At 76.0% G+C, this 22,322-nt stretch carries 27 protein-coding genes; 20 read left to right on the top strand and 7 right to left on the bottom strand.

Annotation, left to right across the window (positions count from 1 at the left end):
- Positions 1 to 78 precede the first annotated feature (78 nt).
- On the bottom strand, positions 79 to 402 hold the full coding sequence (locus BMW27_RS07135; RefSeq protein WP_091441176.1) for a hypothetical protein: 324 nt from the start codon (positions 400 to 402) through the stop codon (positions 79 to 81).
- 85 nt (positions 403 to 487) lie between these two features.
- On the opposite strand from BMW27_RS07135, the gene ilvA reads away from it, so the two are divergent.
- Entirely contained in the window at positions 488 to 1,771 is a 1,284-nt protein-coding gene (gene ilvA, locus BMW27_RS07130; RefSeq protein WP_091441173.1) for a threonine ammonia-lyase IlvA, read from the top strand.
- An 18-nt stretch (positions 1,772 to 1,789) separates the two neighbouring features.
- Entirely contained in the window at positions 1,790 to 2,263 is a 474-nt protein-coding gene (locus BMW27_RS07125) for a GNAT family N-acetyltransferase (protein ID WP_245743346.1), read from the top strand.
- A 7-nt stretch (positions 2,264 to 2,270) separates the two neighbouring features.
- On the opposite strand, the gene BMW27_RS24290 is transcribed toward BMW27_RS07125, so the two are convergent.
- Positions 2,271 to 2,393, bottom strand: coding sequence for a hypothetical protein (locus tag BMW27_RS24290; RefSeq protein WP_281244744.1), 123 nt, complete (start codon positions 2,391 to 2,393; stop codon positions 2,271 to 2,273).
- A gap of 260 nt (positions 2,394 to 2,653) precedes the next feature.
- On the opposite strand from BMW27_RS24290, the gene BMW27_RS07120 reads away from it, so the two are divergent.
- Together BMW27_RS07120 and BMW27_RS07115 are read left to right on the top strand one after the other, a co-directional pair.
- Positions 2,654 to 3,214: a hypothetical protein gene (locus tag BMW27_RS07120; RefSeq protein WP_091441165.1), complete on the top strand. Its 561-nt coding sequence runs from the start codon at positions 2,654 to 2,656 to the stop codon at positions 3,212 to 3,214.
- 145 nt (positions 3,215 to 3,359) lie between these two features.
- Positions 3,360 to 3,788 carry a hypothetical protein gene (locus tag BMW27_RS07115; RefSeq protein ID WP_245743345.1) on the top strand — a complete coding sequence of 143 codons (429 nt, stop codon included), beginning with the start codon at positions 3,360 to 3,362 and terminating at the stop codon, positions 3,786 to 3,788.
- 127 nt (positions 3,789 to 3,915) lie between these two features.
- On the opposite strand, the gene BMW27_RS07110 is transcribed toward BMW27_RS07115, so the two are convergent.
- Positions 3,916 to 4,206 (bottom strand): DUF1540 domain-containing protein, encoded by a 291-nt coding sequence (locus BMW27_RS07110; protein ID WP_091441157.1) that lies wholly within the window; start codon positions 4,204 to 4,206, stop codon positions 3,916 to 3,918.
- A gap of 185 nt (positions 4,207 to 4,391) precedes the next feature.
- On the opposite strand from BMW27_RS07110, the gene BMW27_RS07105 reads away from it, so the two are divergent.
- The gene (locus BMW27_RS07105; RefSeq protein ID WP_091441153.1) at positions 4,392 to 4,994 is read left to right on the top strand and encodes an ATP-binding protein; all 603 of its coding nucleotides are present in this window, start codon (positions 4,392 to 4,394) and stop codon (positions 4,992 to 4,994) included.
- Positions 4,995 to 4,998: 4 nt separating this feature from the next.
- Here the strand turns inward: BMW27_RS07105 and BMW27_RS07100 are convergent, their stop codons facing one another.
- Positions 4,999 to 5,970: a Brp/Blh family beta-carotene 15,15'-dioxygenase gene (locus tag BMW27_RS07100; protein ID WP_175486403.1), complete on the bottom strand. Its 972-nt coding sequence runs from the start codon at positions 5,968 to 5,970 to the stop codon at positions 4,999 to 5,001.
- A 205-nt stretch (positions 5,971 to 6,175) separates the two neighbouring features.
- Here BMW27_RS07100 and BMW27_RS07095 point away from each other — a divergent pair, with 205 nt between their 5' ends.
- From BMW27_RS07095 to BMW27_RS07045, 11 genes are all read left to right on the top strand, one after another.
- Positions 6,176 to 6,562: a DUF1622 domain-containing protein gene (locus BMW27_RS07095; protein ID WP_091441147.1), complete on the top strand. Its 387-nt coding sequence runs from the start codon at positions 6,176 to 6,178 to the stop codon at positions 6,560 to 6,562.
- Complete coding sequence (locus tag BMW27_RS07090) at positions 6,559 to 6,891, top strand: DUF1622 domain-containing protein (RefSeq protein ID WP_217638058.1); 333 nt, start codon at positions 6,559 to 6,561, stop codon at positions 6,889 to 6,891. The genes BMW27_RS07095 and BMW27_RS07090 overlap by 4 nt, the downstream gene beginning before the upstream one ends.
- Positions 6,892 to 7,027: 136 nt before the next feature.
- Positions 7,028 to 7,258 (top strand): hypothetical protein, encoded by a 231-nt coding sequence (locus BMW27_RS07085; RefSeq protein ID WP_091441144.1) that lies wholly within the window; start codon positions 7,028 to 7,030, stop codon positions 7,256 to 7,258.
- A gap of 241 nt (positions 7,259 to 7,499) precedes the next feature.
- The gene (locus tag BMW27_RS07080; protein ID WP_091441141.1) at positions 7,500 to 8,321 is read left to right on the top strand and encodes a sulfurtransferase; all 822 of its coding nucleotides are present in this window, start codon (positions 7,500 to 7,502) and stop codon (positions 8,319 to 8,321) included.
- A gap of 240 nt (positions 8,322 to 8,561) precedes the next feature.
- Complete coding sequence (locus BMW27_RS07075) at positions 8,562 to 9,710, top strand: zinc-dependent alcohol dehydrogenase (RefSeq protein ID WP_091441138.1); 1,149 nt, start codon at positions 8,562 to 8,564, stop codon at positions 9,708 to 9,710.
- 11 nt (positions 9,711 to 9,721) lie between these two features.
- On the top strand, positions 9,722 to 10,303 hold the full coding sequence (locus BMW27_RS07070; protein ID WP_091441135.1) for a hypothetical protein: 582 nt from the start codon (positions 9,722 to 9,724) through the stop codon (positions 10,301 to 10,303).
- 117 nt (positions 10,304 to 10,420) lie between these two features.
- Positions 10,421 to 11,317, top strand: a complete 897-nt coding sequence (locus BMW27_RS07065) for a glycerophosphodiester phosphodiesterase (protein ID WP_091441132.1) — start codon at positions 10,421 to 10,423, stop codon at positions 11,315 to 11,317.
- A 647-nt stretch (positions 11,318 to 11,964) separates the two neighbouring features.
- Complete coding sequence (locus tag BMW27_RS23650; RefSeq protein WP_217638057.1) at positions 11,965 to 12,231, top strand: hypothetical protein; 267 nt, start codon at positions 11,965 to 11,967, stop codon at positions 12,229 to 12,231.
- Between the two features lie 274 nt (positions 12,232 to 12,505).
- The gene (locus tag BMW27_RS07055) at positions 12,506 to 12,793 is read left to right on the top strand and encodes a hypothetical protein (RefSeq protein ID WP_091441535.1); all 288 of its coding nucleotides are present in this window, start codon (positions 12,506 to 12,508) and stop codon (positions 12,791 to 12,793) included.
- A 104-nt stretch (positions 12,794 to 12,897) separates the two neighbouring features.
- Positions 12,898 to 13,833 (top strand): patatin-like phospholipase family protein, encoded by a 936-nt coding sequence (locus BMW27_RS07050; protein ID WP_091441129.1) that lies wholly within the window; start codon positions 12,898 to 12,900, stop codon positions 13,831 to 13,833.
- A 400-nt stretch (positions 13,834 to 14,233) separates the two neighbouring features.
- Positions 14,234 to 14,647 (top strand): YybH family protein, encoded by a 414-nt coding sequence (locus BMW27_RS07045; RefSeq protein ID WP_091441127.1) that lies wholly within the window; start codon positions 14,234 to 14,236, stop codon positions 14,645 to 14,647.
- 81 nt (positions 14,648 to 14,728) lie between these two features.
- Here the strand turns inward: BMW27_RS07045 and BMW27_RS07040 are convergent, their stop codons facing one another.
- Positions 14,729 to 15,889: a MalY/PatB family protein gene (locus BMW27_RS07040; RefSeq protein ID WP_091441124.1), complete on the bottom strand. Its 1,161-nt coding sequence runs from the start codon at positions 15,887 to 15,889 to the stop codon at positions 14,729 to 14,731.
- Entirely contained in the window at positions 15,882 to 18,713 is a 2,832-nt protein-coding gene (locus BMW27_RS07035) for an FAD-binding and (Fe-S)-binding domain-containing protein (RefSeq protein WP_091441121.1), read from the bottom strand. Before BMW27_RS07035 ends, BMW27_RS07040 begins: the two co-directional genes overlap by 8 nt.
- Positions 18,714 to 18,973: 260 nt before the next feature.
- Here BMW27_RS07035 and BMW27_RS07030 point away from each other — a divergent pair, with 260 nt between their 5' ends.
- Positions 18,974 to 19,423, top strand: a complete 450-nt coding sequence (locus BMW27_RS07030; RefSeq protein ID WP_091441117.1) for an ester cyclase — start codon at positions 18,974 to 18,976, stop codon at positions 19,421 to 19,423.
- A 152-nt stretch (positions 19,424 to 19,575) separates the two neighbouring features.
- Positions 19,576 to 20,085, top strand: coding sequence for an inorganic diphosphatase (locus BMW27_RS07025; protein ID WP_091441115.1), 510 nt, complete (start codon positions 19,576 to 19,578; stop codon positions 20,083 to 20,085).
- Between the two features lie 6 nt (positions 20,086 to 20,091).
- Here the strand turns inward: BMW27_RS07025 and BMW27_RS07020 are convergent, their stop codons facing one another.
- On the bottom strand, positions 20,092 to 21,000 hold the full coding sequence (locus BMW27_RS07020) for an SDR family oxidoreductase (protein WP_175486402.1): 909 nt from the start codon (positions 20,998 to 21,000) through the stop codon (positions 20,092 to 20,094).
- Between the two features lie 299 nt (positions 21,001 to 21,299).
- On the opposite strand from BMW27_RS07020, the gene BMW27_RS07015 reads away from it, so the two are divergent.
- Together BMW27_RS07015 and BMW27_RS07010 are read left to right on the top strand one after the other, a co-directional pair.
- Positions 21,300 to 21,788 carry a hypothetical protein gene (locus BMW27_RS07015; protein ID WP_091441108.1) on the top strand — a complete coding sequence of 163 codons (489 nt, stop codon included), beginning with the start codon at positions 21,300 to 21,302 and terminating at the stop codon, positions 21,786 to 21,788.
- A gap of 208 nt (positions 21,789 to 21,996) precedes the next feature.
- Positions 21,997 to 22,281, top strand: coding sequence for a hypothetical protein (locus tag BMW27_RS07010; RefSeq protein WP_091441104.1), 285 nt, complete (start codon positions 21,997 to 21,999; stop codon positions 22,279 to 22,281).
- Positions 22,282 to 22,322: the final 41 nt, after the last annotated feature.

Raw genomic sequence — 22,322 nt, 5'->3', positions numbered from 1 at the left:
TGACCGGTCCCGACCGGCGGACCTGCCGGTCGGGGCCGGGCACGGTGTCGCGAGGGGCACTGCGACGCCGGCTCGCGGTCAGTCGGTGCCGGCGCCGGAGTCCCGGCCGGTCAGCACGCGGGTGACCGCGGGGGAGGGGCGCAGCTCCACCGGCCGGCCGGCGAGCTCGGCGGTCTCGACGTGGTCGAGCAGCAGCTCGCACCCGGGCTCGGACAGCGCGGTGACCGAGCGGGCGTCGATGCGGTCGATCCGCGCGGGCTCGCGGCCGTAGCACCGCCAGAACGCGTCGACGGCGGCGGCGTCGACCGCGCCGGCGAGGCAGAGCAGCCGACCGCCGGTGGTGTTGAGCAGCCGGACGACGCCGCGCCGGGTCGCCGGGCTCTCGGGGGTCTGCGGGCTCACCGCCCCAGTGTGCGGCGAACCCGGCCGGCCCGGCACCGCGCAGCCTGACCCCGGCGCCCGGGTGCCGGTCGCGGAGGATGGACGCGTGGAGAACCGCGTCGACGTCGCAGACCCCGGGACGGCGGAGCGCTTCGGCGCCGAGGTCGAGGCGGCCGCCCGCAGGCTCGCCGGGGTGGCCGAGCGGACGCCGCTGCAGCGCAGCGCACGGCTGTCCGGCGCCACCGGCGCCGACGTCTGGGTCAAGCGGGAGGACCTGCAGGTCGGCCGCTCCTACAAGATCCGCGGCGCCTACAACACGATCAGCCAGCTCGACGCCACCCGGCAGGCCGCCGGCGTGGTGTGCGCCAGCGCCGGCAACCACGGGCAGGGGGTCGCCTATGCCTGCCGGGCGCTGGGCGTGCACGGCTCGGTCGTCGTCCCCGGGACGACGCCGCGCCAGAAGCGGGACCGCATCGCCGCGCTCGGCGGGGAGACGGTCGACCTGGTCGTCACCGGCGACTCCTACGACGAGGCCGCGGCCGCCGCGCTGACCCTCGCGCGGGACACGGGGGCGACCCTGGTGCCCGCGTTCGACGCCGTCCCCACCGTGGTCGGCCAGGCGACCGTCGCCCTGGAGCTCCTCGAGCAGCTGCCCACGCCGCCGGACGTCGTCGTCCTCCCCGTCGGCGGCGGTGGCCTGCTGGCCGGCTGCGCGACCTGGCTGCGGCGGCACAGCCCCGCGACCCGCGTCGTCGGGGTCGAGCCGGCCGGGGCGGCGAGCATGGCCGCGGCGCTGGCCGCCGGGACGCCGGTGGAGCTGCCGCAGCTGGACACCTTCGTCGACGGCGCCGCGGTCCGCCGGGTCGGCGACGTGACCTTCCCGCTGGTGCGCGACGCGGGTGCCGAGCTGGTCGCGGTGCCCGAGGGCCAGATCTGCACCGAGATGCTCGACCTCTACCAGGTGGACGGCGTGATCGCCGAGCCCGCGGGGGCGCTGGCGACCGCCGCGCTCACCGGTGGGCTGGTGCCCGTCGGGCCGGGGCAGACGGTGGTCTGCCTGCTGTCGGGCGGCAACAACGACGTGAGCCGCTACGGCGAGGTGGTCGAGCGCTCGCTGGTGCACCGCGGCCTCAAGCACTACTTCCTCATCGAGTTCCCGCAGGAGCCCGGTGCGCTGCGCCGCTTCCTCGACGAGGTCCTCGGCCCGGACGACGACATCGTGCTGTTCGAGTACGTCAAGCGCGACAACCGGGAGACCGGGGCCGCGCTCACCGGCATCGAGCTCGGCAGCGCGGCGGACTTCCCGGCGCTGCTGGCGCGGATCGAGGCCAGCCCGCTGCGCATCCAGCACGTCGCCCCCGGGACGACGGCCTACCGCTTCCTCGTCTGAGGCCCCGTGGGGACCGCGGTGACCACCCGCCCGCTCACCGCCGACGACGGCGAGCTGCTGCGGACGGCGACCCTGGCGAACGTGAACTGGACGGGGGAACCGCGGTTCACCGCCCGCCACGTCGAGCGGACCCCCGAGCTGCGCCACTACTGCGAGTTCCGGCCGGAGCGCGGCGACCTCGGGTTCGTGGCCGAGACCCGGGGCCTGGCGGTGGGCGTGGTCTGGGCGCTGTTCCTCCCCGGCGACGACCCGGGCTACGGGTTCGTGGCGGACGGCGTCCCGGAGCTCAGCCTCTCCGTGTGGTCCGGCCACCGCGGGCGGGGGATCGGCGGCGGGCTGCTTAGCCAGGCGCTCGAGGAGGCCCGCCGGCGGGGGCTGACACGGGTCGGCCTCAGCGTCGAGGCCGGGAACCCGTCCGTGCGCCTCTACCGCTCGGCCGGGTTCTCCCCGGTGCCGGGTGCCGCCGACGGGACCATGGCCGTCGACCTGTGAGCCGCGGTCAGCTCCAGTCCATGCGTGCGGCCAGGGTGTGCAGCCGCTCGCCGAGGACCGGGTCGAGGGAGGCGGCCCAGGCCACCCGGCCGCGCCGGTCGTCCTGCCCTCCCCGCCGCGCACGGCGCACCGCAGCGACGTGAGCGGCACCCGTGCGGCTCACCGGGTGGCGCGGTTTCCGCCTGCACGCGCACCCGCAGGTCCGTCGGGTGGGGGCCCTCCGCCGCGCGGCCGGCTCCCACGCGGCCCCGGGCGCGCGTCGCGGCGCCGGCCGCCGACGAGCCCGCGATCTCCAGGGAGGGCACGGCGCACTGACAGCTCCGTCACAGGTTCCGGGTCGAGCATCTCCTCGACGGCTGGAAACCCCGGCCGCGGATCGAGGAGACAACCGTGCGCAAGAAGTTGGTCGTCGCCGCCGCAGCCGGCGCTCTCACGCTCACCGGGCTGGCCGTGGCCGTCCCCGCTGTCGCCCAGACCGAGGACACGGACGGCGCGTCGACGTCCGTCGTGGACCGGATCAAGGACGCGCTCTCCGGCCTGGTCGACGACGGGTCGATCAGCCAGGAGCAGGCCGACGAAGTGGCCACCACGCTCGGCGATTCCGGCTTCGGCGGCCACTGGGGTCACGGCGGCTGGCACGGTGTGGAGGCCGCCGCCGAGGCCCTGGGCATGACCGAGGACGAGCTGCGCACCGCGCTGCAGGCCGAGGGGGCCACGCTCGCGAAGGTCGCCGAGGGGAAGGGCGTCGCAGTGGACACCGTCGTCGACGCGCTGGTCACCGCCCAGCGCGAGGGCATCGCCAAGGCCGTCGAGAGCGGGATGCCCCAGGACGTGGCCGACGAGCGGCTGGCCGACGTGGAGCAGCGGGTCACCGAGTGGGTCAACTCGACGCACGAGGACCGCCCGTGGGGCGGCCACGGTGGGTGGTGGGGCGGCCCCGACAACGACTGACCCCTCGCGCAGCAGCGGCGCCGTCCCCGGCCGGGGCGGCGCCGCTGTGCTGTCCCCCGGGGCGGGCGGGCTGGACGGCGCCGCCGGGCGGAGGTTAGCCTCGCCTTACCCGTCGGACGGCGGGAACGAGGCGATGGAGGTCCGGGTGGGGCTGCGACTGCCGGTCGGGGACGTGACCGTGCTGCTGGGCCCGGCTGCGGCCCGTCGCCGGGTGATGGCGGCGCTGGACGACGACAGCGGTCGGTGCGCCTCCGGCCACGCCGCCGTGCGGGTGCACCGCGTCGCGGCAGCGGCGGACGACGACGTGGACCGGCGCATCGAGGCGATTGAGTCCGTGCGCGCGCAGGGGGCCACCATCGTGCTCGTCGACCGGCTCACCGAGGGGCTGGCCGCACCCGACCGTCGCGCTGTCCTCGCGGCACTGCGCCCGGTGGCCACCGGTGGCCGCGCCGTCCTGGTGGACGACGACGACCCGGTCGCGGCGCTGGCCGTGGCCGACGGTGCGCTGCGCGCCGACCCGGCCGGCGGGCTGACGGCCGAGTCGGTGGGGGACCTGGACTACCTGGCCTCGTAGCCGGAGGACCCCGCTGCCCCCGTGAGGACCCTCCCGCCCCCGGCACCCGCGGGCTCGCGGCGGGCCCCTGCAGGAGGGCCGATCGGGGGCTCGCAGCGGGCCCCCGCAGCCGGGCCGTTCCCTCAGGTCACCTGGCTTCGTAGGTGAGGCAGTCGGCGGCGTCGGTGCCCGGCCCGACGCGCACGCCCGGGGCGTGGCACTCCAGCTTGTCGTTGTGCACGCAGTCGGCGCGGTGGCAGGCGCCGACCATCCCGTTGCGGTCGAGACCGCCGCGGAAGCTGATCTCCACGAAGGTGCCGCAGTGGGCGTGGTCGCCGCCCACCGTGATCGCGCCCGCGTGACAGTTGTGCTCGGCGTTGTACGAGCAGCTGCTGACGGCGCAGTCCTGAACCTGGGGCATGTCCTGCAGAGAGGTCATGCCCCAGGTTGGCAGATCCCCGGGTACCCCGCCAGCAAGCTGAGGCTCGCCTAACGCCCAGGTCAGGGGCCTGTGAGCGGAACTCGAACGGGCGCATCCCACAGCGATCCCACAGCCGGTCCACCGCCGTCTCCGAGCCGTCGCGGGGACCATGGGGAGCGCAGACACGGAGGAGGTGACCGCACGTGGTGGTGCACACCGGCGCGGCCGCCACCGGGGCCGGACGGGTTCCCGGGGGTGCGGCACCGCACGGCGTCCTGGTGGTCGTCGGCGGGCTCCCGGGCAGCGGCAAGACGACGCTGCTGCGCCGGCTGGTGGCCGAGCGGGCGCCCGAGGTCGTCGGCCTGGACTCCGAGGACGTCGCCGCGCGGGTGGAGGCGGCGGGCGTGCGCCTCCCGTACCGCCTGGTCCGGCCGCTGGTGCACGCCTGGCACCGGGTCCGGGTGCTCCGCGTCGTCTCCGGGTCCGCGCCGGTCGTCGTCCTCACCGACCCCTGGACCCGGCCGTGGTGGCGGTCCGCCGTGCTGCACGCCGCGCGGCGTGCCGGGCGCTCGGTGCGGCTGGTGCTGCTGGACGCCTCACGGGAGCTCGCCGAGAGCGGGCAGGTCGCCCGCGGGCGGTCCGTCCCGGCGCGGTCGATGCGCCGGCACGCCACCCGCTGGGGTTCCCTGCTGCAGACCGTCGCGGGGCCGGCCGGAGGAGCCGGGATGGATCCGGTGACCGTCGTGGACCGGCCGCGGGCCGACCGCCTCACCCTCGCCGACGTCCTCGGCGGGCCTGAGGCCTGAGGCCTCACCGTCCCGGCGACGGGGGAGCGGCGTCCAGCCAGCCGACGACGAGGACGTGCGGCAGCGTCAGCGCGGCCAGCAGCGGCAGGTCGGTGGCCACGAAGGCAGGCCACCCACCGGCGGCCGACCACAGCAGCCCCAGCACGCCGAGAACGGCGGCCGTCGGCAGTGCGGCCCGGACCGCGAAGCGGCGCAGCGGCCGGCCGATCCGGCCGGCCGCCAGGTCGGCGGTGCTGCCGGGGTCCTCGGCGACCACGCGGGCCACGTGCCGCACGGAGTGCCAGCAGCCGAAGTAGACGCCGAAGGCGGCCAGCGGCGGGACGACGAGCACCAGGACGACCAGAGCGGACAGTTCGGCCGCCTCCAGCCGGTGCCGCCGCCGCACCAGCTCCGCCGCCAGGAGCGCCGCGGCCGGTAGCACGACCGCGAGCACCGCCGTCCGCACGCCCGGCGGGAGGGTCCCGTCGGAGCCGGGGACGACGGCCGCGACGACCGCCTCCGTCCCCGCCGTTCCACGGGTCAGGGGCACGAGCAGCACGACGGCTCCGACCACGAGGGCCGCGGTCGCCCGGCGCCGCACCGGGCGACCGGCGCGCAGGTCGGCGAAGGCGGTCTCCCCGGTGCCGAAGTGCCAGGCGGAGACGACGACGAACAGCAGCAGCGCCGGGCCCGGCCACGCGCGGAAGGCCAGCCACGCCCCGCCGGCCAGCGCGGCGTAGCCGGCGGCGAAGACGGCCACCCGGGGGAGCGACCAACGCAGCCGCGTGGCGGGTACCAGGTGGTCGACCGCGCCGTGCGGCAGGCCGAGCAGCAGTCCGGCGACGAGCACGACCCACGCGATGTCGCCCCACCCGCCGGGGACGGCGAGCTCGACCAGGAGGACGGCGACCACCGCCGCGCCCGAGACCGCCGTCGCGGCCCGGGCCGGGGCGGCGAACGGCGTCGCCGACCGCGCTCCCGCGTCGAGCAGCGTCACTGGTCCCTCCAGGGGTCGGTGGACCGCGGCACCGCGCGTTCGGTGCGCGTTCCGCGGGGGAGGCGGACGCCGCGGGTCCTGGTGCGGCGGCCGTCCGACGTCCCGGGGCCGGCCGCCGAGCCGGACCGGCCCGTACCCGAGCGGGTCGGGCGCAACCACCCGACGGGCCGGGTGGTGCCGGGAGGCGGTGGGTAGGGGCGCGGCCGTGGAAGACCTGCTCGTGGAGGCGCTCGGCGTCCTCGTCCCCATCGTGGAGGCGTGCGGCGCCGCGGTGATCGTCGTCGGGGCGCTGTGGGCCTTCGTGCGGTTCGTCGTCGTCGGCCTGCGCGAGCGCGACGCCCGCGCCTTCGTCCCCGTCCGGCTCAGCCTGGGCCGCTTCCTGGCGCTGGGTCTGGAGTTCCAGCTGGCCAGCGACGTGCTGCGGACGGCGGTGGCGCCCAGCTTCCGCGAGCTCGGCCAGCTCGCCGCGGTGGCGGCCATCCGGACGGCGCTGAACTACTTCCTCGCCAAGGAGATCGCCGAGGAGCGTCGCCAGCTGGCCGAGGAGCGGGCCGAGGAGGGCACCGGGACACGGCAGGCGCGGGACACGTGACCGCCGTGCTGCAGGAGGTCGCCGGGACGCTGGCGCTGCTCGTGACCGCGGCTGCGCTGCTGGCCGGCCTGGTGGGGTTGGTCGCGACCCGCCGTCCGGCCGCGGCGCTGCCGGTGTTCCTGGACCTGCTCGTCGCGGCCGGCCTGCTGCGGCTGGTCGGCGAACCGAGCTGGCAGGCGCTCGCCACCGCCGCGTCGATCGTCGTGCTCCGCCGGCTGATCGGGTTCGGCCTGCGCACCGGCGGACGGACCTGGGTCTCGATGCGGCCGGACCGCTCGGCCCGGGCGCCGGACCTGCGCCGGCTGCTCCGACCGGCCTGGCGGGCCTGAGCCCGGATCCGCCCGCTGCTGTTCCGCTACTCACGGCGAGGGCGCGCCTGGGGGCGTTGACGGCCGGGGACCGCGCCCGGTTGGTTTCTTGAACCGGGTGTCGGACGGAGATGCCCCGGGCCAGGGGGAGCGCGGTATGCCGGCGTGGACGGTGCAGATCAGGGAGGACACGGACGAGCGGGTGGAGGCCGGGATGATGGCCACCGATGCGGGAGCGCTCATCGCGTTCTCGGAGGAGGGGCTGGTGCTGCGCGCCTGGGCCCCCGGGTACTGGCAGACCGTTCGCCGCCTCGAGGAGGCCGAGGGGCTGTGCAGTGGCGAGGTCGGCGCCCGGGACGACGTCCTGAGCCTGCTCCCTCGCGGTTGAGGTCCTCTCGTCGGCGCGATCGCCCGGGTCGACGACGCCCCCGGCGGAGGCGCCGACGACGTCGCCCGGGTCCCGGCCGAGCAGCGGCCCGACGGCGGGCTGGCGCGGGTGACCCGGCCGGACGCGACAGCCTGGTCGCCCCGATGGACCGGTTCCTGCTCACCGCCGGCAGCGACCCTGCCGCCGGGGAGGAGGCGCGTCCGGCCGGGCCCGAGGGAGGGGCGGTCGTAGGGTCGCCGCCGTGGTTCCTCCCGTCGTCGCCCCGTCCTGGCTGCGCGCGCACCGCCGCGAGGTCGTGCTGGCCGACGTGCGCTGGTACCTCGACGGCCGGTCCGGTCGCGCCGCCTACGACGCCGGGCACCTGCCGGGCGCGGTCTTCGTCGACCTCGACCGGTGGCTGGCCGCGCCCGCCGCCCCCGGCGCCGGACGTCACCCGCTACCCGAGCCGGAGGTCTTCGCCGAGGGCATGGCCAGGCTGGGCATCGGCGACGCCGATCCCGTGGTGGCCTACGACGACGCCGGCGGGGTCGTCGCGGCCCGCCTCGTCTGGATGCTGCGCGTGACCGGGCACGAGGCGGCCCTGCTCGACGGCGGGGTGGCCGCCTGGGACGGACCGCTGGAGCAGGCCGCGCCCGAACCGGCGCCGGCGGTGTTCACCCCCCGCCCGTGGCCGGCCGCGCGGCTGGCGGGGGTCGAGGACGTCCTCGACCCGGCGGCGGTGGTGATCGACGCCCGCGATCCCGACCGGTACCGCGGCGACCGGGAGCCGGTCGACCCGCGGGCCGGGCACGTGCCCGGGGCGGTCAACGTGCCAACCCGGGCCACCCTGGACGGCAGCGGCCGCTTCCGCCCGGTCGAGGAGCTGCGCCGGACGTTCGCCGCGGCCGGGGTGACCGCCGACAGCGACGTCGTGTCCTACTGCGGCTCCGGCGTCACGGCCTGCCACGACCTGCTCGCCCTGGAGCTCGCCGGGCTGCCGCAGGGACGGCTCTACGCCGGGTCGTGGTCCCAGTACAGCGCCGACCCGGACCGGCCGGTGGCCGTGGGGGACCGGCCGTCCTGACCGGGGCCGCTCACGGCCGGGGCGGCGAGCGTGGTCTCCGTGCGCCGAGCAGGTCGCCGCCGACCGCTGCCCGCGGCCGGCCCCGCGGCGCGGCCGGGCTCATCCCCCGGGGGACCGGTGCCCGGGCGTCCCGACTGGCCGCCGGACGGCGGGTCGGTCAGGGTCGGGGGACGCCGGGGAGCCGATCCGGTGGACGGACGGCGGTCGCCCCGCCACCCGCGAGCGCGAGGAGGTCCTGCGATGCGGGCCATGGTCTACCGGGGTCCCTACAAGGTGCGGGTCGAGGACAAGGACGTCCCCGCCATCGAGCACCCCAACGACGCGATCGTGCGGGTCACGCTGGCCGCCATCTGCGGCTCGGACCTGCACCTCTACCACGGCCTCATGCCGGACACCCGGATCGGGCACACCTTCGGCCACGAGTTCATCGGCGTCGTCGAGCAGGTCGGGTCCTCGGTCCAGAACCTGCAGGTCGGCGACCGGGTGATGGTGCCGTTCAACGTCTTCTGCGGGTCGTGCTGGTTCTGCGCCCGCGGCCTGTACTCCAACTGCCACAACGTCAACCCCAACGCGACGGCGGTCGGCGGCATCTACGGCTACTCCCACACCACCGGGGGCTACGACGGCGGGCAGTCGCAGTACGTCCGCGTGCCCTTCGCCGACGTCGGCCCCGCGAAGATCCCCGACTGGATGCACGACGAGGACGCCGTCGTCCTCACCGACGCCGCGGCGACCGGCTACTTCGGCGCCCAGCTCGGCGAGATCGCCGAGGGGGACACCGTCGTCGTGCTCGGGGCCGGGCCCGTCGGCCTGGTGGCCGCGCAGTCGGCGTGGCTGATGGGCGCCGGGCGGGTGATCGTCGTCGACCACCTGCAGGAGCGGCTGGAGAAGGCCCGGACGATGGCCCACGCCGAGACGCTGGACTACGACGAGTACGACGACGTCGTGGTCGAGATGAAGAAGCAGACCGACTATCTGGGCGCCGACGTCGTCATCGAGGCGGTGGGCGCGGAGGCCGACGGCAACTTCCTGCAGCAGGTCACCGGCACCAAGCTGAAGGTGCAGGGCGGGTCACCGGTCGCGCTCAACTGGGCCATCGACGGCGTCCGCAAGGGCGGCACGATCTCGGTCGTCGGCGCCTACGGGCCGATCCCCAACGCGGTGAAGTTCGGCGACGCGCTCAACAAGGGGCTCACCCTGCGGATGAACCAGACGCCGGTGAAGCGCCAGTGGCCGCGGATGTTCGAGCACGTCCGCAACGGCCACCTGACGCCGCGCGAGGTGGTGACGCACCGCTTCCCGCTGGAGCACATCGCGGAGGCCTACCACGTGTTCTCCAGCAAGCTCGACGGCTGCATCAAGCCGCTCATCCTGCCCGACGCGGCCTGAGGAGGACGACCGTGACCCACCCCGACGTCCCCAGCGCCTACCTCCGGGACAAGCGCACCCCGCCCCCGAGCCGGGAGGAGCTGCGCGCCCGCATCCCCGGCTGGGGGGCCGACCTCGACCCCGCCGACCGGCCGTCGCACCCGAAGCTGCAGTACCCGGCCGACACCGGCGCCCACTGGGACTTCCCGGAGCGGCAGCCCGGCGGCGAGGGTCGCGAGCACTCGGTCGAGCACGCCTTCGTCACGCCGGTGTTCGGCACCGCCCAGCCGCTCAGCGGTCTGTCCGGGGCGATCCGGCGGTTCGCCTACACCCGCTTCAGCGAGGGCCGGCTGGCGCACTGGATGCTGCTGATCGTCGGTGACCGGGTCGACGCCTGGGGCAGCCACCTGCGGTCGTTCGTCTCGCTGCGCCCCGACATGCCGGCCACCGGCCTGAGGACGGAGTTCACCCGCGGCGGGCTGCGGTCGCGGCGCGGGCGCAGCGACGTCCGGCACCAGCTCCTCGACCCGGTCATCGTCGCCGGGCCGTGGGTGGCCGTTGCGGCCGCGACCTGGACCGGCGTCCGCCGGCTGGTGCGGGCCCTGCGCGGCTGATCCCTGGCCGCCCGCGGACGGACCGGTGCCGCTCCCCATCGACGCGCCCCGGCCACGGGGGTGGAATGGGGGAGCACGGCTCGCTCGACACCGTCCCGGACCGGGGGGACGCCGCTCATGACGCACGTCGGGGTGCCCCGTCCACGCGATGGGCCCACAGGTGGGCACCAGGCCGCCCTGACCGCGTCCCCGCGCGCGGCCGCCCACGTGTTCGGCGCCGGCCCGGCGGTCATCGGGCACCGCGGCCTGGGCTGCGGGGTCGTCCGCGGCCACCGTGAGAACACCCTCGGGTCCTTCACTGCGGCGGCCGCGCTGGGGATGACCTGGCTGGAGGCCGACGTCCGGCGGACGGCGGACGACGTCCTGGTGGTGGCCCACGACCAGACGTTCCCCGACGGCGTCCGCGTGTCCGACGTCAGCGCGGTGGAGGCCGACCGGCGCGGTGTGCTCCGGCTGCACACCCTCTTGGAGCAGCTGCCACCCGACGTGGGGCTGGACGTGGACCTCAAGTCCGCGATCGACGACAGCCTGCGCCCGCCGTCGCGCACGACCGCGGCCCTGCTCGGTCCCGTCGTCGCGGCCGAGGCGGGCCGCCGCCCGTTGCTCGTCACCTCCTTCGACCCTCCGGCGCTGGGCACGCTGCGCGCCCAGGCGCCCTCGCTGCCGTTGGGCTGGCTCACCTGGCACCACTTCCCCCTGGACGCCGCGGTGGCCGCCTGCGCGCACATGGACGTCGACGTGCTCGGGCTGCACGTCGGGTCACTCGCCGACCGCGGTCGCGGGACGGTCGGCCCGGCCACCGTGGCCGGCACGCTGCCGTTCGTCCACGGCGCCGGGCGCCGCCTCATGGTCTGGTGCCCGGACGCGCACCTGGCGGGCGCGCTGCTCGAGGCGGGCGCCGACGCCGTGGTGGTGGACGGGGTCCCGACCGTCCTCGAGCTCCTCGGGCCCCAGGACGCCCGGACACGGGTGCCGCGAACGGTCGACGTCGGGCGGTCCAGCGGGGACGCGTAGCGCCGAACGTGCGCGGCGGTCGTGCGCTCCGTGCTGACCTGGGCGACCACTGCCTGCCATCCCGCTCGTGGTGCCGGATCGGGGGAACCGGCTCCCGGCCGACTCCGTGCCCGTGCCCCGGGGCACGTCGCTGCCCAGCGACGTCGGCACTCGGTGGCGTGGGCCCCTCGAGCTGCACGGGCGCTGCAACCAGCGACCTCTCAGGTGGCGTCCAGCTGCGGGACGGGGGCGGCATCGTCCGCAGCGACATCCGCCCCAGCTCCGGGGAGTACAGCGGCCCCCGCCGAGGGCGTGCCGATGACCCTGGAGCTGACCGTCCGCGACCTGGCGAACGGTGGGGTCCCCTTCGAGGGCGTCGCGGTCTACGTCTGGCACTGCACCCGTGAGGGCGGCTACTCGCTGTACTACGCCGGCATCGAGGACCAGAACCACCTGCGCGGCGTGCAGGTCGCCGACGCCGGTGGTGTCGTCCGCTACACCAGCGTGTTCCCGGCCTGCTACGACGGGCGCTGGCCGCACGTCCACCTCGAGGTCTACCCGGACCAGGCCGGCATCACCGATGCCACGAACGCCCTCGCCACCTCCCAGGTCGCGCTGCCCCAGGACGTCTGCGAGGCGGTCTACGCGACCCCGGCTACGAGGCGCCGGTGGGCAACCTGTCGCGGGTCAGCCTCACCGGCGACAACGTCTTCGGGGACGACGGCGGCGCCGGCCAGCTGGCCACCGTCACCGGCGACGTCAGCAGCGGGTACACCGTGCGCCTCGCGGTCGGCGTCGACACCTCCACGACCCCGACCGGCGGCGGCTCGGGCGGTGACGGCGCGCCCTCCGGCGCCCCCGGTGGCCCGCCGACCGGGAGCGGCCCTGCGGGCACCCCGTCGACCGGTGCGCCCCCGGCTCCGCCGTCCTGCTGAGTCCGTGACGGCGGGGTCCTTTCGTCCCTGGAGGGCCATCGGCGCCCGGCGGACCATGGCCAGCGGACGACCTGACCGGACGAGGGGGCGCCATGACCACCTCGGCGTTGCGACCCGAGCTGGACGATGTGCGCACCCGCGGGACAGGCACCGTGACCGGGCGTCGCTGGACGACGTAGGAACGGCCCGGTGGGCGCCCGGGGTCTTCGCAGCGGGCCACCGGCTGGTGAGACCTCGGGCTGCAGACGACCGTCGAGCTGTGGAGGAGGGCGAGGTGCACGCGGTCATCCGGCACTACAGGGGCGAGTCGCAGCTCTTCGACGAGCTGGAGCGGCGGACCGATGACGTCGAGCGGGTGATCCGGGGTGTTCCCGGGTTCACCAGCTACCACCTGGTGAGGACAGCGGACGGCGGCTTCAGCGTCGGCGTCTTCGAGGACGAGTCCGGGGCGGCCGAGTCCACGCGCGTGGCGGGGGACTGGGTCAGGCAGAACCTGCCCGACTTGACGGTGAGCCCGCCCGAGGTCATCGAGGGGAGGGTGATCCTGCACTTGGGCAGGTGACCCGGCGGACGAGCGAGCGCACCTCCGGCGGGTACGTGCCGATGCGGCGGCGACCGTCCGGCTGGGAGAGGGTGGACACCGCGGGCTGAGGGGGAGGGGCACGGATGAGGACGGTCGCGATCGCCTGCCAGGGCGGCGGCAGCCACACGGCGTTCACCGGCGGCGTGCTGCAGCGCCTGCTGGCCGACGACGACCACCGGGTCGTGGCGCTGTCCGGCACCTCCGGTGGCGCGGTCTGCGCACTGCTGGCCTGGTACGGCCTGCTGACCGGCGGCGCGGTCGAGGCCGGCCGGCTGCTGGAGCGCTTCTGGGAGGCCAACGCGGCCACCACGCTGAGCGGGAAGCTGGCCAACGCCTGGCTGGTCGGTCTGGCCCGGCTGGAGGGGCGGGTGTCCCTGCCGACGGTGAGCCCCTACCTCTACCCGGACGTCGCCGGTCCCGCCTTCACCGACCTGCTGACCGACCACGTGGACGTCGACCGGCTGGCCCGGCTGCAGGAGTCCCCGCCGGAGGACCAGCCGCTGCTGCTCGTCGGCGCGGTCGACGTCCTCAGCGGCGACTTCCGGGCCTTCTCCAGCCGGCGGGGCGAGATCACCGTCAACGCCGTGCTGGCCTCGGCCGCCGTCCCGCTGCTCTTCCGCGCCGTCGAGGAGCGGGGCCGCCTCTACTGGGACGGGCTGTTCAGCCAGAACCCGCCGGTGCGCGAGCTGCCCGACGCCGGCCCGGAGGAGATCTGGGTGGTCCGGATCAACCCGCGCGCGCGGGCCACCGAGCCGAGGTCGGTCGGCGACATCGCGGACCGGCGCAACGAGCTGGCCGGCAACCTGTCGCTCGGGCAGGAGCTGTACGGCATCCGCAAGGTCAACGACTGGGTCGACCGGCTCGGCCCCCCGTACCGGCGCATCGAGGTCCGGGAGATCACCCTGGACCTCGACCTCGACCTGCCCAGCAAGCTCGACCGCAGCCCCGCCTTCCTCCGCCGGCTGTTCGACGCGGGGCGGGAGCAGGCGGACGCCTTCCTGGCCGGGCTCCCCGGCTGATCCAGGCCACCGTGGGGACGGCCGCACGAGTCCGCCGACGCCCATCTGCCCGCCGCTGACGAGGTCCCGGAGAGCCCTCGTCGGCGATGTCCTCGACGAGGCGATCCGGCTGCAGCTCGATGGCCACGGGCGGTCGCGCTCGGGCCCAGTCCGCCCGGGTCGACCGGGCTCTGTGACCCCGGGTGGCGACGTCCAGCCGGCGCGGCCCGATCGCCGACCGCGTTCCGTCAGGGCGGTGGCTGGGTCGTCCCGGTCGGACCGTGGTGACGCCGTGGTGATGCTCCCGTGACGTCCTCCGCCTAGTGTGCCGGACCACACGGCCCGGGCCGCAGCTCACCGAAGGTCCTCCTCGCCACTGCGTTTCAGCCCGCCGGTCCTCCGGCGTCAGGGAGGCGATCTCATGCCCACCGGTCCCATGCCCAGGGAGATGCACCCAGCCTTCGAGGCCGCCTTCAACCGTCGGGACCTCGACGGCCTCATGGCCCTGTACGCGCCGGACGCCGCCATGCCCCGAGCAGACGGCTCGGTGGCCACCGGCCTCGACGCCGTCCGGCAGGAGTTGTCGGACGTCCTCGGGACGAACGGTCAGATGCGCCTGCGCACCCGGTACGTGTACGAGGCAGGCGATCTGGCCGCGCTCAGCTGCGAGTGGACGCTCACGGCCGGCGACCAGACGATGTCGGCCGTGTCCGCCGAGGTCGCCCGGCGCCAGCCCGACGGCGGCTGGCTCCTGGTCTTCGACCACCCGTTCGCGAACCTGGAACCGGAGCAGGCGGCTGCGGTCGGGCCAGCAGCAGCATCGAGCGGCCGCTGACACCGCGGCAGGAGCGTGGCCCTCTGCTCGCGCACGAGCGTCTGGTCGGAGTCGGACGGCGCCGGGGTCCGTCGGCCGTGCTCAGCGGGCGGCGAGCGCGGCGCCCATCCGCTCGACGACCTCGGTCAGCACCGGCCGGGGTGTCGCGACGTTCAGCCGGACGGCGCCCTCGCCCGCGGCGCCGCACAGCATCCCGTCGGTCAGGGCCACCCCGGCCCGCTCGAGGAAGAACGCGCCGGGCCGGGCCAGGCCCAGCTCCCGGCAGTCCAGCCAGGCCAGGTAGGTGCCCTCGGGCGGGGTGTACCGGACGCCGGGCAGGTGCTCGGCGACCAGCCCGGCCAGCAGCCGGCGGTTGCCGTCCAGGTAGGCCAGGACGTCGTCCAGCCAGCCGGCGCCCGCGGTGTAGGCGGCGGTGTTCGCCACGACGCCGAGGGTCGAGGCGCCGTGCTCGGCGTGCAGCCCCACCCGGGCCCAGAGGTCGGCATCGGCGGAGTTCGACAGGACCAGCTGCGCGCACTTGAGCCCCGGCAGGTTCCACGCCTTGGACGCCGAGGTCGCGCTGACCGCGTGCCCGGCCGGGACCTCGCCCAGGGAGGCGTAGGGCACGTGCCGGTGTCCCTCGTACACCAGCGGCGCGTGGATCTCGTCGGAGAACACCCGCCCGCCGTGCCGGTCCACCACCTCGGCGACCGCCGTCATCTCCGCGGGCTCCAGCACCCGCCCGATCGGGTTGTGCGGGTTGCAGAGCACGAGCAGGTGCCCGCCGGCCCGGAACGCGGCGTCCAGCGCGTCGAGGTCGTAGACGTACCGGTCGCCGTCCAGCGCCATCGGCACCTGGACGACCTCGCGGCCCAGCGCCGGCGGCAGCGTGAGGAAGGGCATGTACGCCGGCGTCGGCAGGATGACCGGGCTGCCCGGCCGGGAGAAGTGCTCGATCGCCGCGGCCAGCCCGGCGAGGACGTCGGCCACGGGGCGCACCCGCTCCGGTGGCACCGCCCAGCCGTACCGGTGGGCCGACCACGCCGCGTACGCCTCCGACACGCCCTGCATCAGCGCCGGCGGCAGGTAGCCGAAGGCCGCGGCGTCCACCGCCGCGTGCAGCGCCTCGGTGACGGCCGGGGCGGTGCCGAAGTCCATCTCCGCGACGAAGGAGCCGATCGCCTCGGGGTACAGCGACCACTTGAGGCTGCCGCGGCGCCGCAGCTCCGCGACGGACAGGTCGTCGAACACGGGGTCAGGCACGGGGGGCCCGGGCGAGCAGCTGGGCCAGGTGCAGCCCGTCGCGGCCGGCGAGCTGGTCGAGCTGGGTGCGGCAGGAGAACCCGTCCGCGAGGACGACGGCGTCCGGCCCCGCGGCCCGGACGGCGGGCAGCAGCTGGTGCTCGGCGATCGCCACCGACACCTCGTGGTGCCCGCGCTCGACGCCCCAGTTGCCGGCCAGCCCGCAGCAGCCGCCGACCCGGGTGACCGTGGCGCCGGCCTCGCGCAGCAGCCGCTCGTCGGTCGCCCAGCCCAGGACGGCGTGGTGGTGGCAGTGCGGCTGGGCGACGACCTCCACCCCGGCCAGGGACGGCGGCGCCCAGCCAGGCGTCTCGCGCAGCAGCTCGGCCAGCGTGCGGGTGCCCGCGGCGACCCGTTCCGCGGCCGGCCCGCCCACCAGCTCCAAGGCCTCGTGCCGCAGCACCGCGGTGCAGGAGGGCTCCACGCCGACCACCGGGATGCCGTCGTCCACCAGCGGGGCGAGCAGCTCGACGGTGCGGCCCAGGGTGCGGCGGGCGGCATCCAGCTGGCCGGTGGTGATCCAGGTCAGCCCGCAGCACGCCTCGGCCGGGGGCACCTGCACCCGGTAGCCGGCGTCCTCCAGCACAGCTGCCGTGGCGAGGGCGACCTCGGGATCGAAGTGGTCGGTGAACGAGTCCACCCAGAGCGCGACCGGCGGCCCGTCCCCGGCCGGCGTGGGCCGCTCCGCCCACGTCTCCCGGAAGGTGCGGTCGGCGAAGGCGGGCAGCGAGCGGCGCTGGTCCACGCCGGCGCCCCACTTGGCCAGCCGGCCGCCCAGGCGCGACCGCGTGACCGCGTTGGCCAGCCGGGGCACGCGGGCGGCCACGTCGGCCCAGCGCGGCAGCCAGCCCAGCGTGTAGTGGGAGCGCGGGCGCAGCCGGCGGCGGTAGCTCTGGTGCAGCACCTCGGCCTTGTAGGAGGCCATGTCCACGCCGGTCGGGCAGTCGCGCGAGCAGCCCTTGCAGGACAGGCACAGGTCGAGGGCCTCGTGCACCTCCGGCGAGCGCCAGTCCCGCACCGGCCCGCCCGGGGCGAGCATCTCCTGCAGCACGCGCGCCCGGCCGCGGGTGGTGTCCTTCTCCTCGCGCGTCGCGGGCCAGGACGGGCACATCACCCCACCGCCTGCCTGCAGGTCGGCCCGGCACTTGCCGACCCCGGTGCAGCGGTGCACCGCGGCGGAGAAGTCGCCGCCGTCGTGCCGGTAGGCCAGCGCGAGATCCGTCGTCCTCCGCGGTGCCGCGGCCACCCGGATGTCGTCCTCAACCCGCGCCGGGCGCACCAGGACGCCGGGGTTGAGCACGTCGGCCGGGTCGAACAGGCCCTTGACCCGCTCGAACAGGCCCAGCACGTGCGGGGAGTACATGGACGACAGCAGCTCGCTGCGCGCCCGGCCGTCGCCGTGCTCGCCGGAGACCGAGCCGCCGTAGCGGGCGACCAGCGCGGCGGCGTCCGTCACGAAGGCCCGGTAGGCCTCGCGGCCCCGGTCCTCGCCGCGTCCGAGCGGGAAGTCGATCCGCACGTGCACGCAGCCGTCGCCGAAGTGGCCGTATGGCACCCCCTGCAGCCCGTGCTGGTCCAGCAGCGCCTCGAACTCGCGCAGGTAGGCGCCGAGCTGCTCGACCGGCACCGCGGCGTCCTCCCAGCCGGCGTGCGCGGGGCGCCCGTCGGAGGTGCGGGCGGCCAGGCCCGCGCCGTCCTCGCGGATCCGCCAGATCGCCGCGGCCTCCGCCACGTCGGTGACGACCAGGGAGTCCAGCGCGCCGGCGTCGGCGAGCACGCCCTTCGCCTTGGCCTCGACCTCGGCGACGCTGTCGCCGGTCAGCTCGACGATCAGCCACCCGTCGCCGCGGGGCAGGTCGGGCACCACCGCCGCGGGGACGTCGCGCAGCCGCTGCACGATCCGCTGGTCGAGCCCCTCGACGGCGGTCGGCTCGTGCGGCAGCAACCCGGGGGTGGCGTCGGCGGCCTCGGCCATCGACCGGTAGCCGAGCACCACGAGGCCGCGGTACGGCGCGTCGGTGACCAGCCGGACGGTCGCGCTCAGCACCACCGCGAGCGTGCCCTCGCTGCCCACGAGCGCCCGAGCGACGTCGAAGCCGCGCTCGGGCAGCAGGTGCTCCAGCGAGTAGCCCGACACCTGCCGGCCGAAGCGGCCGAGCTCGGTGCGGATGGCCGCCAGCTCGCCGTCCACCAGGTCCCGCAGCCGGTCGAGCACCCCGCCGGAGGAGGCGCCGTCCGGCCCGAGCCGCAGTCGCTCGCCGGCGCCGGTGACGACGTCGAGGCCGACCACGTTGTCCGACGTCCGGCCGTAGCCCAGAGCGCGCGACCCGCAGGCGTTGTTGCCGATCATCCCGCCGATCGTGCAGCGGTTGTGCGTGCTCGGGTCGGGGCCGAAGCGCAGCCCGTGCGGCCGGGCCGCGGTCTGCAGCGCCGCCTGCACGACGCCGGGGTCGACGGTCGCCGTCCGCGATCCGGCGTCGACCGCGTGCACCCGGGACAGGTACCGGCTGGTGTCGAGGACGACCCCGGGGCCGACCGCGTTGCCGGCGATCGAGGTGCCCGCGCCCCGGGCGGTGAACGGCACACCGAGCTCCCGGCAGACGGCGAGGGTGGCCTCGATCTCGTCGGGGTGCCGCGGGCGCACCACGGCGCGGGGGAGCACCCGGTACAGCGAGCCGTCGGAGGAGTACAGCGCCCGGGCCAGGCCGGAGTCGTCGACGTCGCCGACCCCTGCGCGGCGCAGCGCCGCCGTCAGGTCGGTCGCCACGTCCGGTGCCAGCGTCATCAGCGTTCCCTCGTCGGCGTCGGTGCTGGATCGCCGCGCCGTTCCCGCAGGAGCCGGTGCGCCGTCCTCCCTTCTACACCCCGCTGCCGACGTGCACCCGTCCGACGTCCTGGACCCGGTACGACGGCGGACCCTCGAGCTGCTCGCGGACGGCGAGCGGTCGGCCAGGGGGATCGCCGCCGTCGTGAGCGCGAGTTCGGCGCCTCCTGTCGGGACGTCGGCCCCTGGCCCGGTCGGCCGCCGGCCACCAGCCTGGACGGGTGGCCTTCGACGTCGAGCGGCTGCTGCAGCTGTGGTCGGACCCCCTGCCCGCGGACGACGGTGCTGCGGCCGACGCCTTCCGCGAGCTGTACGCCGACCCGGTGACCGTCAACGGCACGCCGATGTCGCCGTCGGACTTCGTCGACCGGGCGCGGGCGGTGCAGCACACCTTCTCCCCGGTACGACGCGAGGTGCTGTCCGTCGTTGAGGAGGGGGACCGGGTGGCCGTCGCGTTCCGCATGGGCGGCCGGCAGGTCGGCACGTGGACGACGTCCGCCGGGCCGGTCCCGGCCACCGGGCGGGAGCTCTGGCTGCGGGTGATCGACGTGCTCACGGTCGTCGACGGCCGGATCGCCGAGATCGTCATGGTGGCCGACGAGCTCGGGGTCCTCGTCGGCCTGGACGCCGTCCGGCTGCGCACCCCCGCCGACGCGGTGACCGGCGACTGAGCCGGCCGGTGTCCCCGAGCCGCCCGCGTCCGGCTTGACGCACGACGGGCACCGGGCCAGGGTCGCCTGGCGACGACGGACCCAGCCGGCGACGACCACCGCCGCTGCGCGGCCACACCGGGCTCTGGGGTCCCACCGAGGAGGGGGAGTCCGTGGAGGTCGACGTGATCGTCGAGGTCCCCAAGGGATCGCGGAACAAGTACGAGTACGACCAGCGGCTCGGCCGGATCCGGCTCGACCGGATGCTCTTCACCGCGACGGGTTATCCGGGTGACTACGGGTTCGTACCCGGGACGCTGGCCGAGGACGGCGACCCCATCGACGCCCTCCTGCTCCTCGCCGAGCCCACCTTCCCCGGCTGCCTCGTCCGCGCCCGGGTCATCGCCGTGTTCTGGGTGCACGACAAGCGCGGCCCGGACGCCAAGCTGCTGTGCGTCCCCGCGACCGACCCGCGGCAGCTGCACCTGCAGGAGCTGGAGGACGTGGCGATGCACCAGATCGCCGAGATCTGGCACTTCTTCGAGATCTACGAGGCCCTGGCACCGGACAAGTCGGCGGAGACCCGCGGCTGGGAGGGCCGCCGGAAGGCGATCGAGGCGCTGGAGGACGCCCGCCGCAGGTACGCCGACCAGCGCTCCACAGCGACCGGCACCGAGGGCTGAGCGGACTCAGGTCCGGGCGACCGCTCGTGCCAGGGCGGCGATGTGCGCCGATGCAGGCCGCGGCTCGATGCCGAGGGCCCGCAGCCCGTCGGCGCCGACCTCCTCGCCCACGTCCCGGTACAGCGCGATGCCCAGGACCGAGGCGAGCTCCGGCCGACGCCGGCGCAGAGCCCGGGCGCCGAACGCGAGCGCCCGGCGGGGGACGACGATCCGGCGCATGCGCACGCCCAGCGCGCGCTCGAAGGCGTCGACGACCTCGTGCCGGGTCAGCGCCTCCGGTCCGCCGAGGTCCAGCGCCTCGGGCGGGTCCTCCATCGTCGCCAGCCGTACGCAGGCCTCGGCGACGTCGTCCGCGGCGACGTACGGCACCGGCGTGCGGCCGCGACCGTGGACGACGGCCAGCCGCTTCTCCGGCCGGATGCCGGACTCCGGGCCGAGCCAGGTCTCCTGGAACGCAGCCGGCCGGACGAGCACCGACCGCATGGTCGAGGCCTGCAGCAACCGTTCGGTGGCCCGCTTGGCGGCGAAGAGGGGCACCAGGTCCACCATCGCGTCGGTCATGCCCTGCGAGGAGACGAACACGAACCGCTCGACGCCGGCCGCCTCGGCCGCCCGGACCAGCGCCGCGTTCCCGTCGCGGTCGACCCGCTCGATGGAGACGTCCCTCGCCCCGGCCGTGCTGCGTCCGAGGCCGTTGGCGGTGGTGACGACCGTCCGCGCGCCGGCCAGCGCCCGGTCGAGACCGGCCGGGTCGGTGAGGTCCCCGACGCTGAGCTCGACACCCAGGGCCCGCAGGGCGGTGGTGTCGCTGTGCGGCCGGACCAGCGCCCGGAACGGGATCCGCCGCTCGGTCAGCCGGGCGGCGATCCGGCCGCCCAGGTCGCCGGTCCCGCCACAGAGGACGATCTCGCTCACGGCTCCTCCCGGGTGGTGCGAACCCAGGGGGACACGGTCACCGACCGCCGTCAACGCCGCGTCACCTCCGCCGGCGCCTCGGGCCTCGGGCACCCGGACGGCGCTGCACGGCTGTCGCGGCGACGTCGTCCCCCCGTCACCGGACACGAGGTGCCGGGGCCCGGTCCGGGACGCCGCTGCCTCTGCTCCGTGACCACCCCGGTCGGCAGGGTGATGCCGAGCCGCGTGTCCGCACCGCCGCGGGTGACACGCGGGTCCGCGCGGGGTCCCGGCGCCCGGGTCGTCGATCCTCGGTCGCCATGACGGGCTGGCACGCACTCCTCGGAGCCGAGATCCCGATCGTCACGGCCGTGACCCGGCTGGACTTCCTGAGCCGGCGGGACAGTGCGGCGGCGGTGCAGCGTCCGGATGCCGGGCCCTCGTACTCCTGGACCGACCACCTGCGCGGGCAGGTCGAACCGCTGGACCTCGAGGAGTCCCTGGAGCTGCTGCACCTCGGCGTCGGCGTCGCCCGGCGGGCCTACGACGCGCAGCACCGGGGCATCCACGCCGCGCGCCGCGCCGGCGCGTCGTGGGAGCAGATCGGGGGCGTGCTCGGCACCACGGCCCTCACCGCCTGGAACGGCCACCAGCGGTGGATCGAGGAGCAGGTCGAGCTCTTCGACCTCACCGGACGGGACGGGCTGGACGACGTCGGCGCGGTCGAGGCGCTGGAGCTGGCCGGCCAGCGCCCGGTGGGGTTGGGCCACGTGAAGCGGGTCGCGGCACCCGAGGTGGCGCCCGACTAGTCCTCGAGCACCCATGCGGCGCTGTCCCGCGGGACGGCGACCGTGCCTCCAGACCCGGGGCGACTCCGGCCGAGCTGTGTCCCGCGTCACGATCTGGACACGCACAGGTGTGGCGCGCCGTGTGACGGGAGTGACTGGCGGGACTCTCGTGCTGCGGCCCACCACGGACGGCGTAGGGGCCAAGCTGAGCGAGGAGTTGAGTTCGGCGATGTTCGAACCTGGTCAGTGCTCCGGAGGCAACCACCCGGCCCCGAAGGCCGGCGGGTCCTGCCCCTGCGGGATGGTCACCCGCATCCCCGCCCCCGGGCGGCCCGCTGCCGGGCCCCCGCCCGAGGTCCTGGCGCTGCTCGCGCAGTGCTTCGACGACGGGTCGGCGTCCCTCGACGCGGCGACCGCCGGACTGCTCCGCGAGCGGGCCGACCGGCTGCTGAGCGCGCTCACCACGGCCGGCCTGGTGATCAGCGCGGGGGCGGTCGACCGGCTGGCGGCCTGAGCCGTCCGCCGGGACGTCGGACGACCGGGCCGGAGGGAGCG

It is taken from the genome of Geodermatophilus poikilotrophus (assembly GCF_900111455.1).
GTDB lineage: Bacteria > Actinomycetota > Actinomycetes > Mycobacteriales > Geodermatophilaceae > Geodermatophilus > Geodermatophilus poikilotrophus.
Note: the sequence above shows the minus strand (reverse complement) of the source record. Positions and strands in the feature narration are given on the sequence as shown.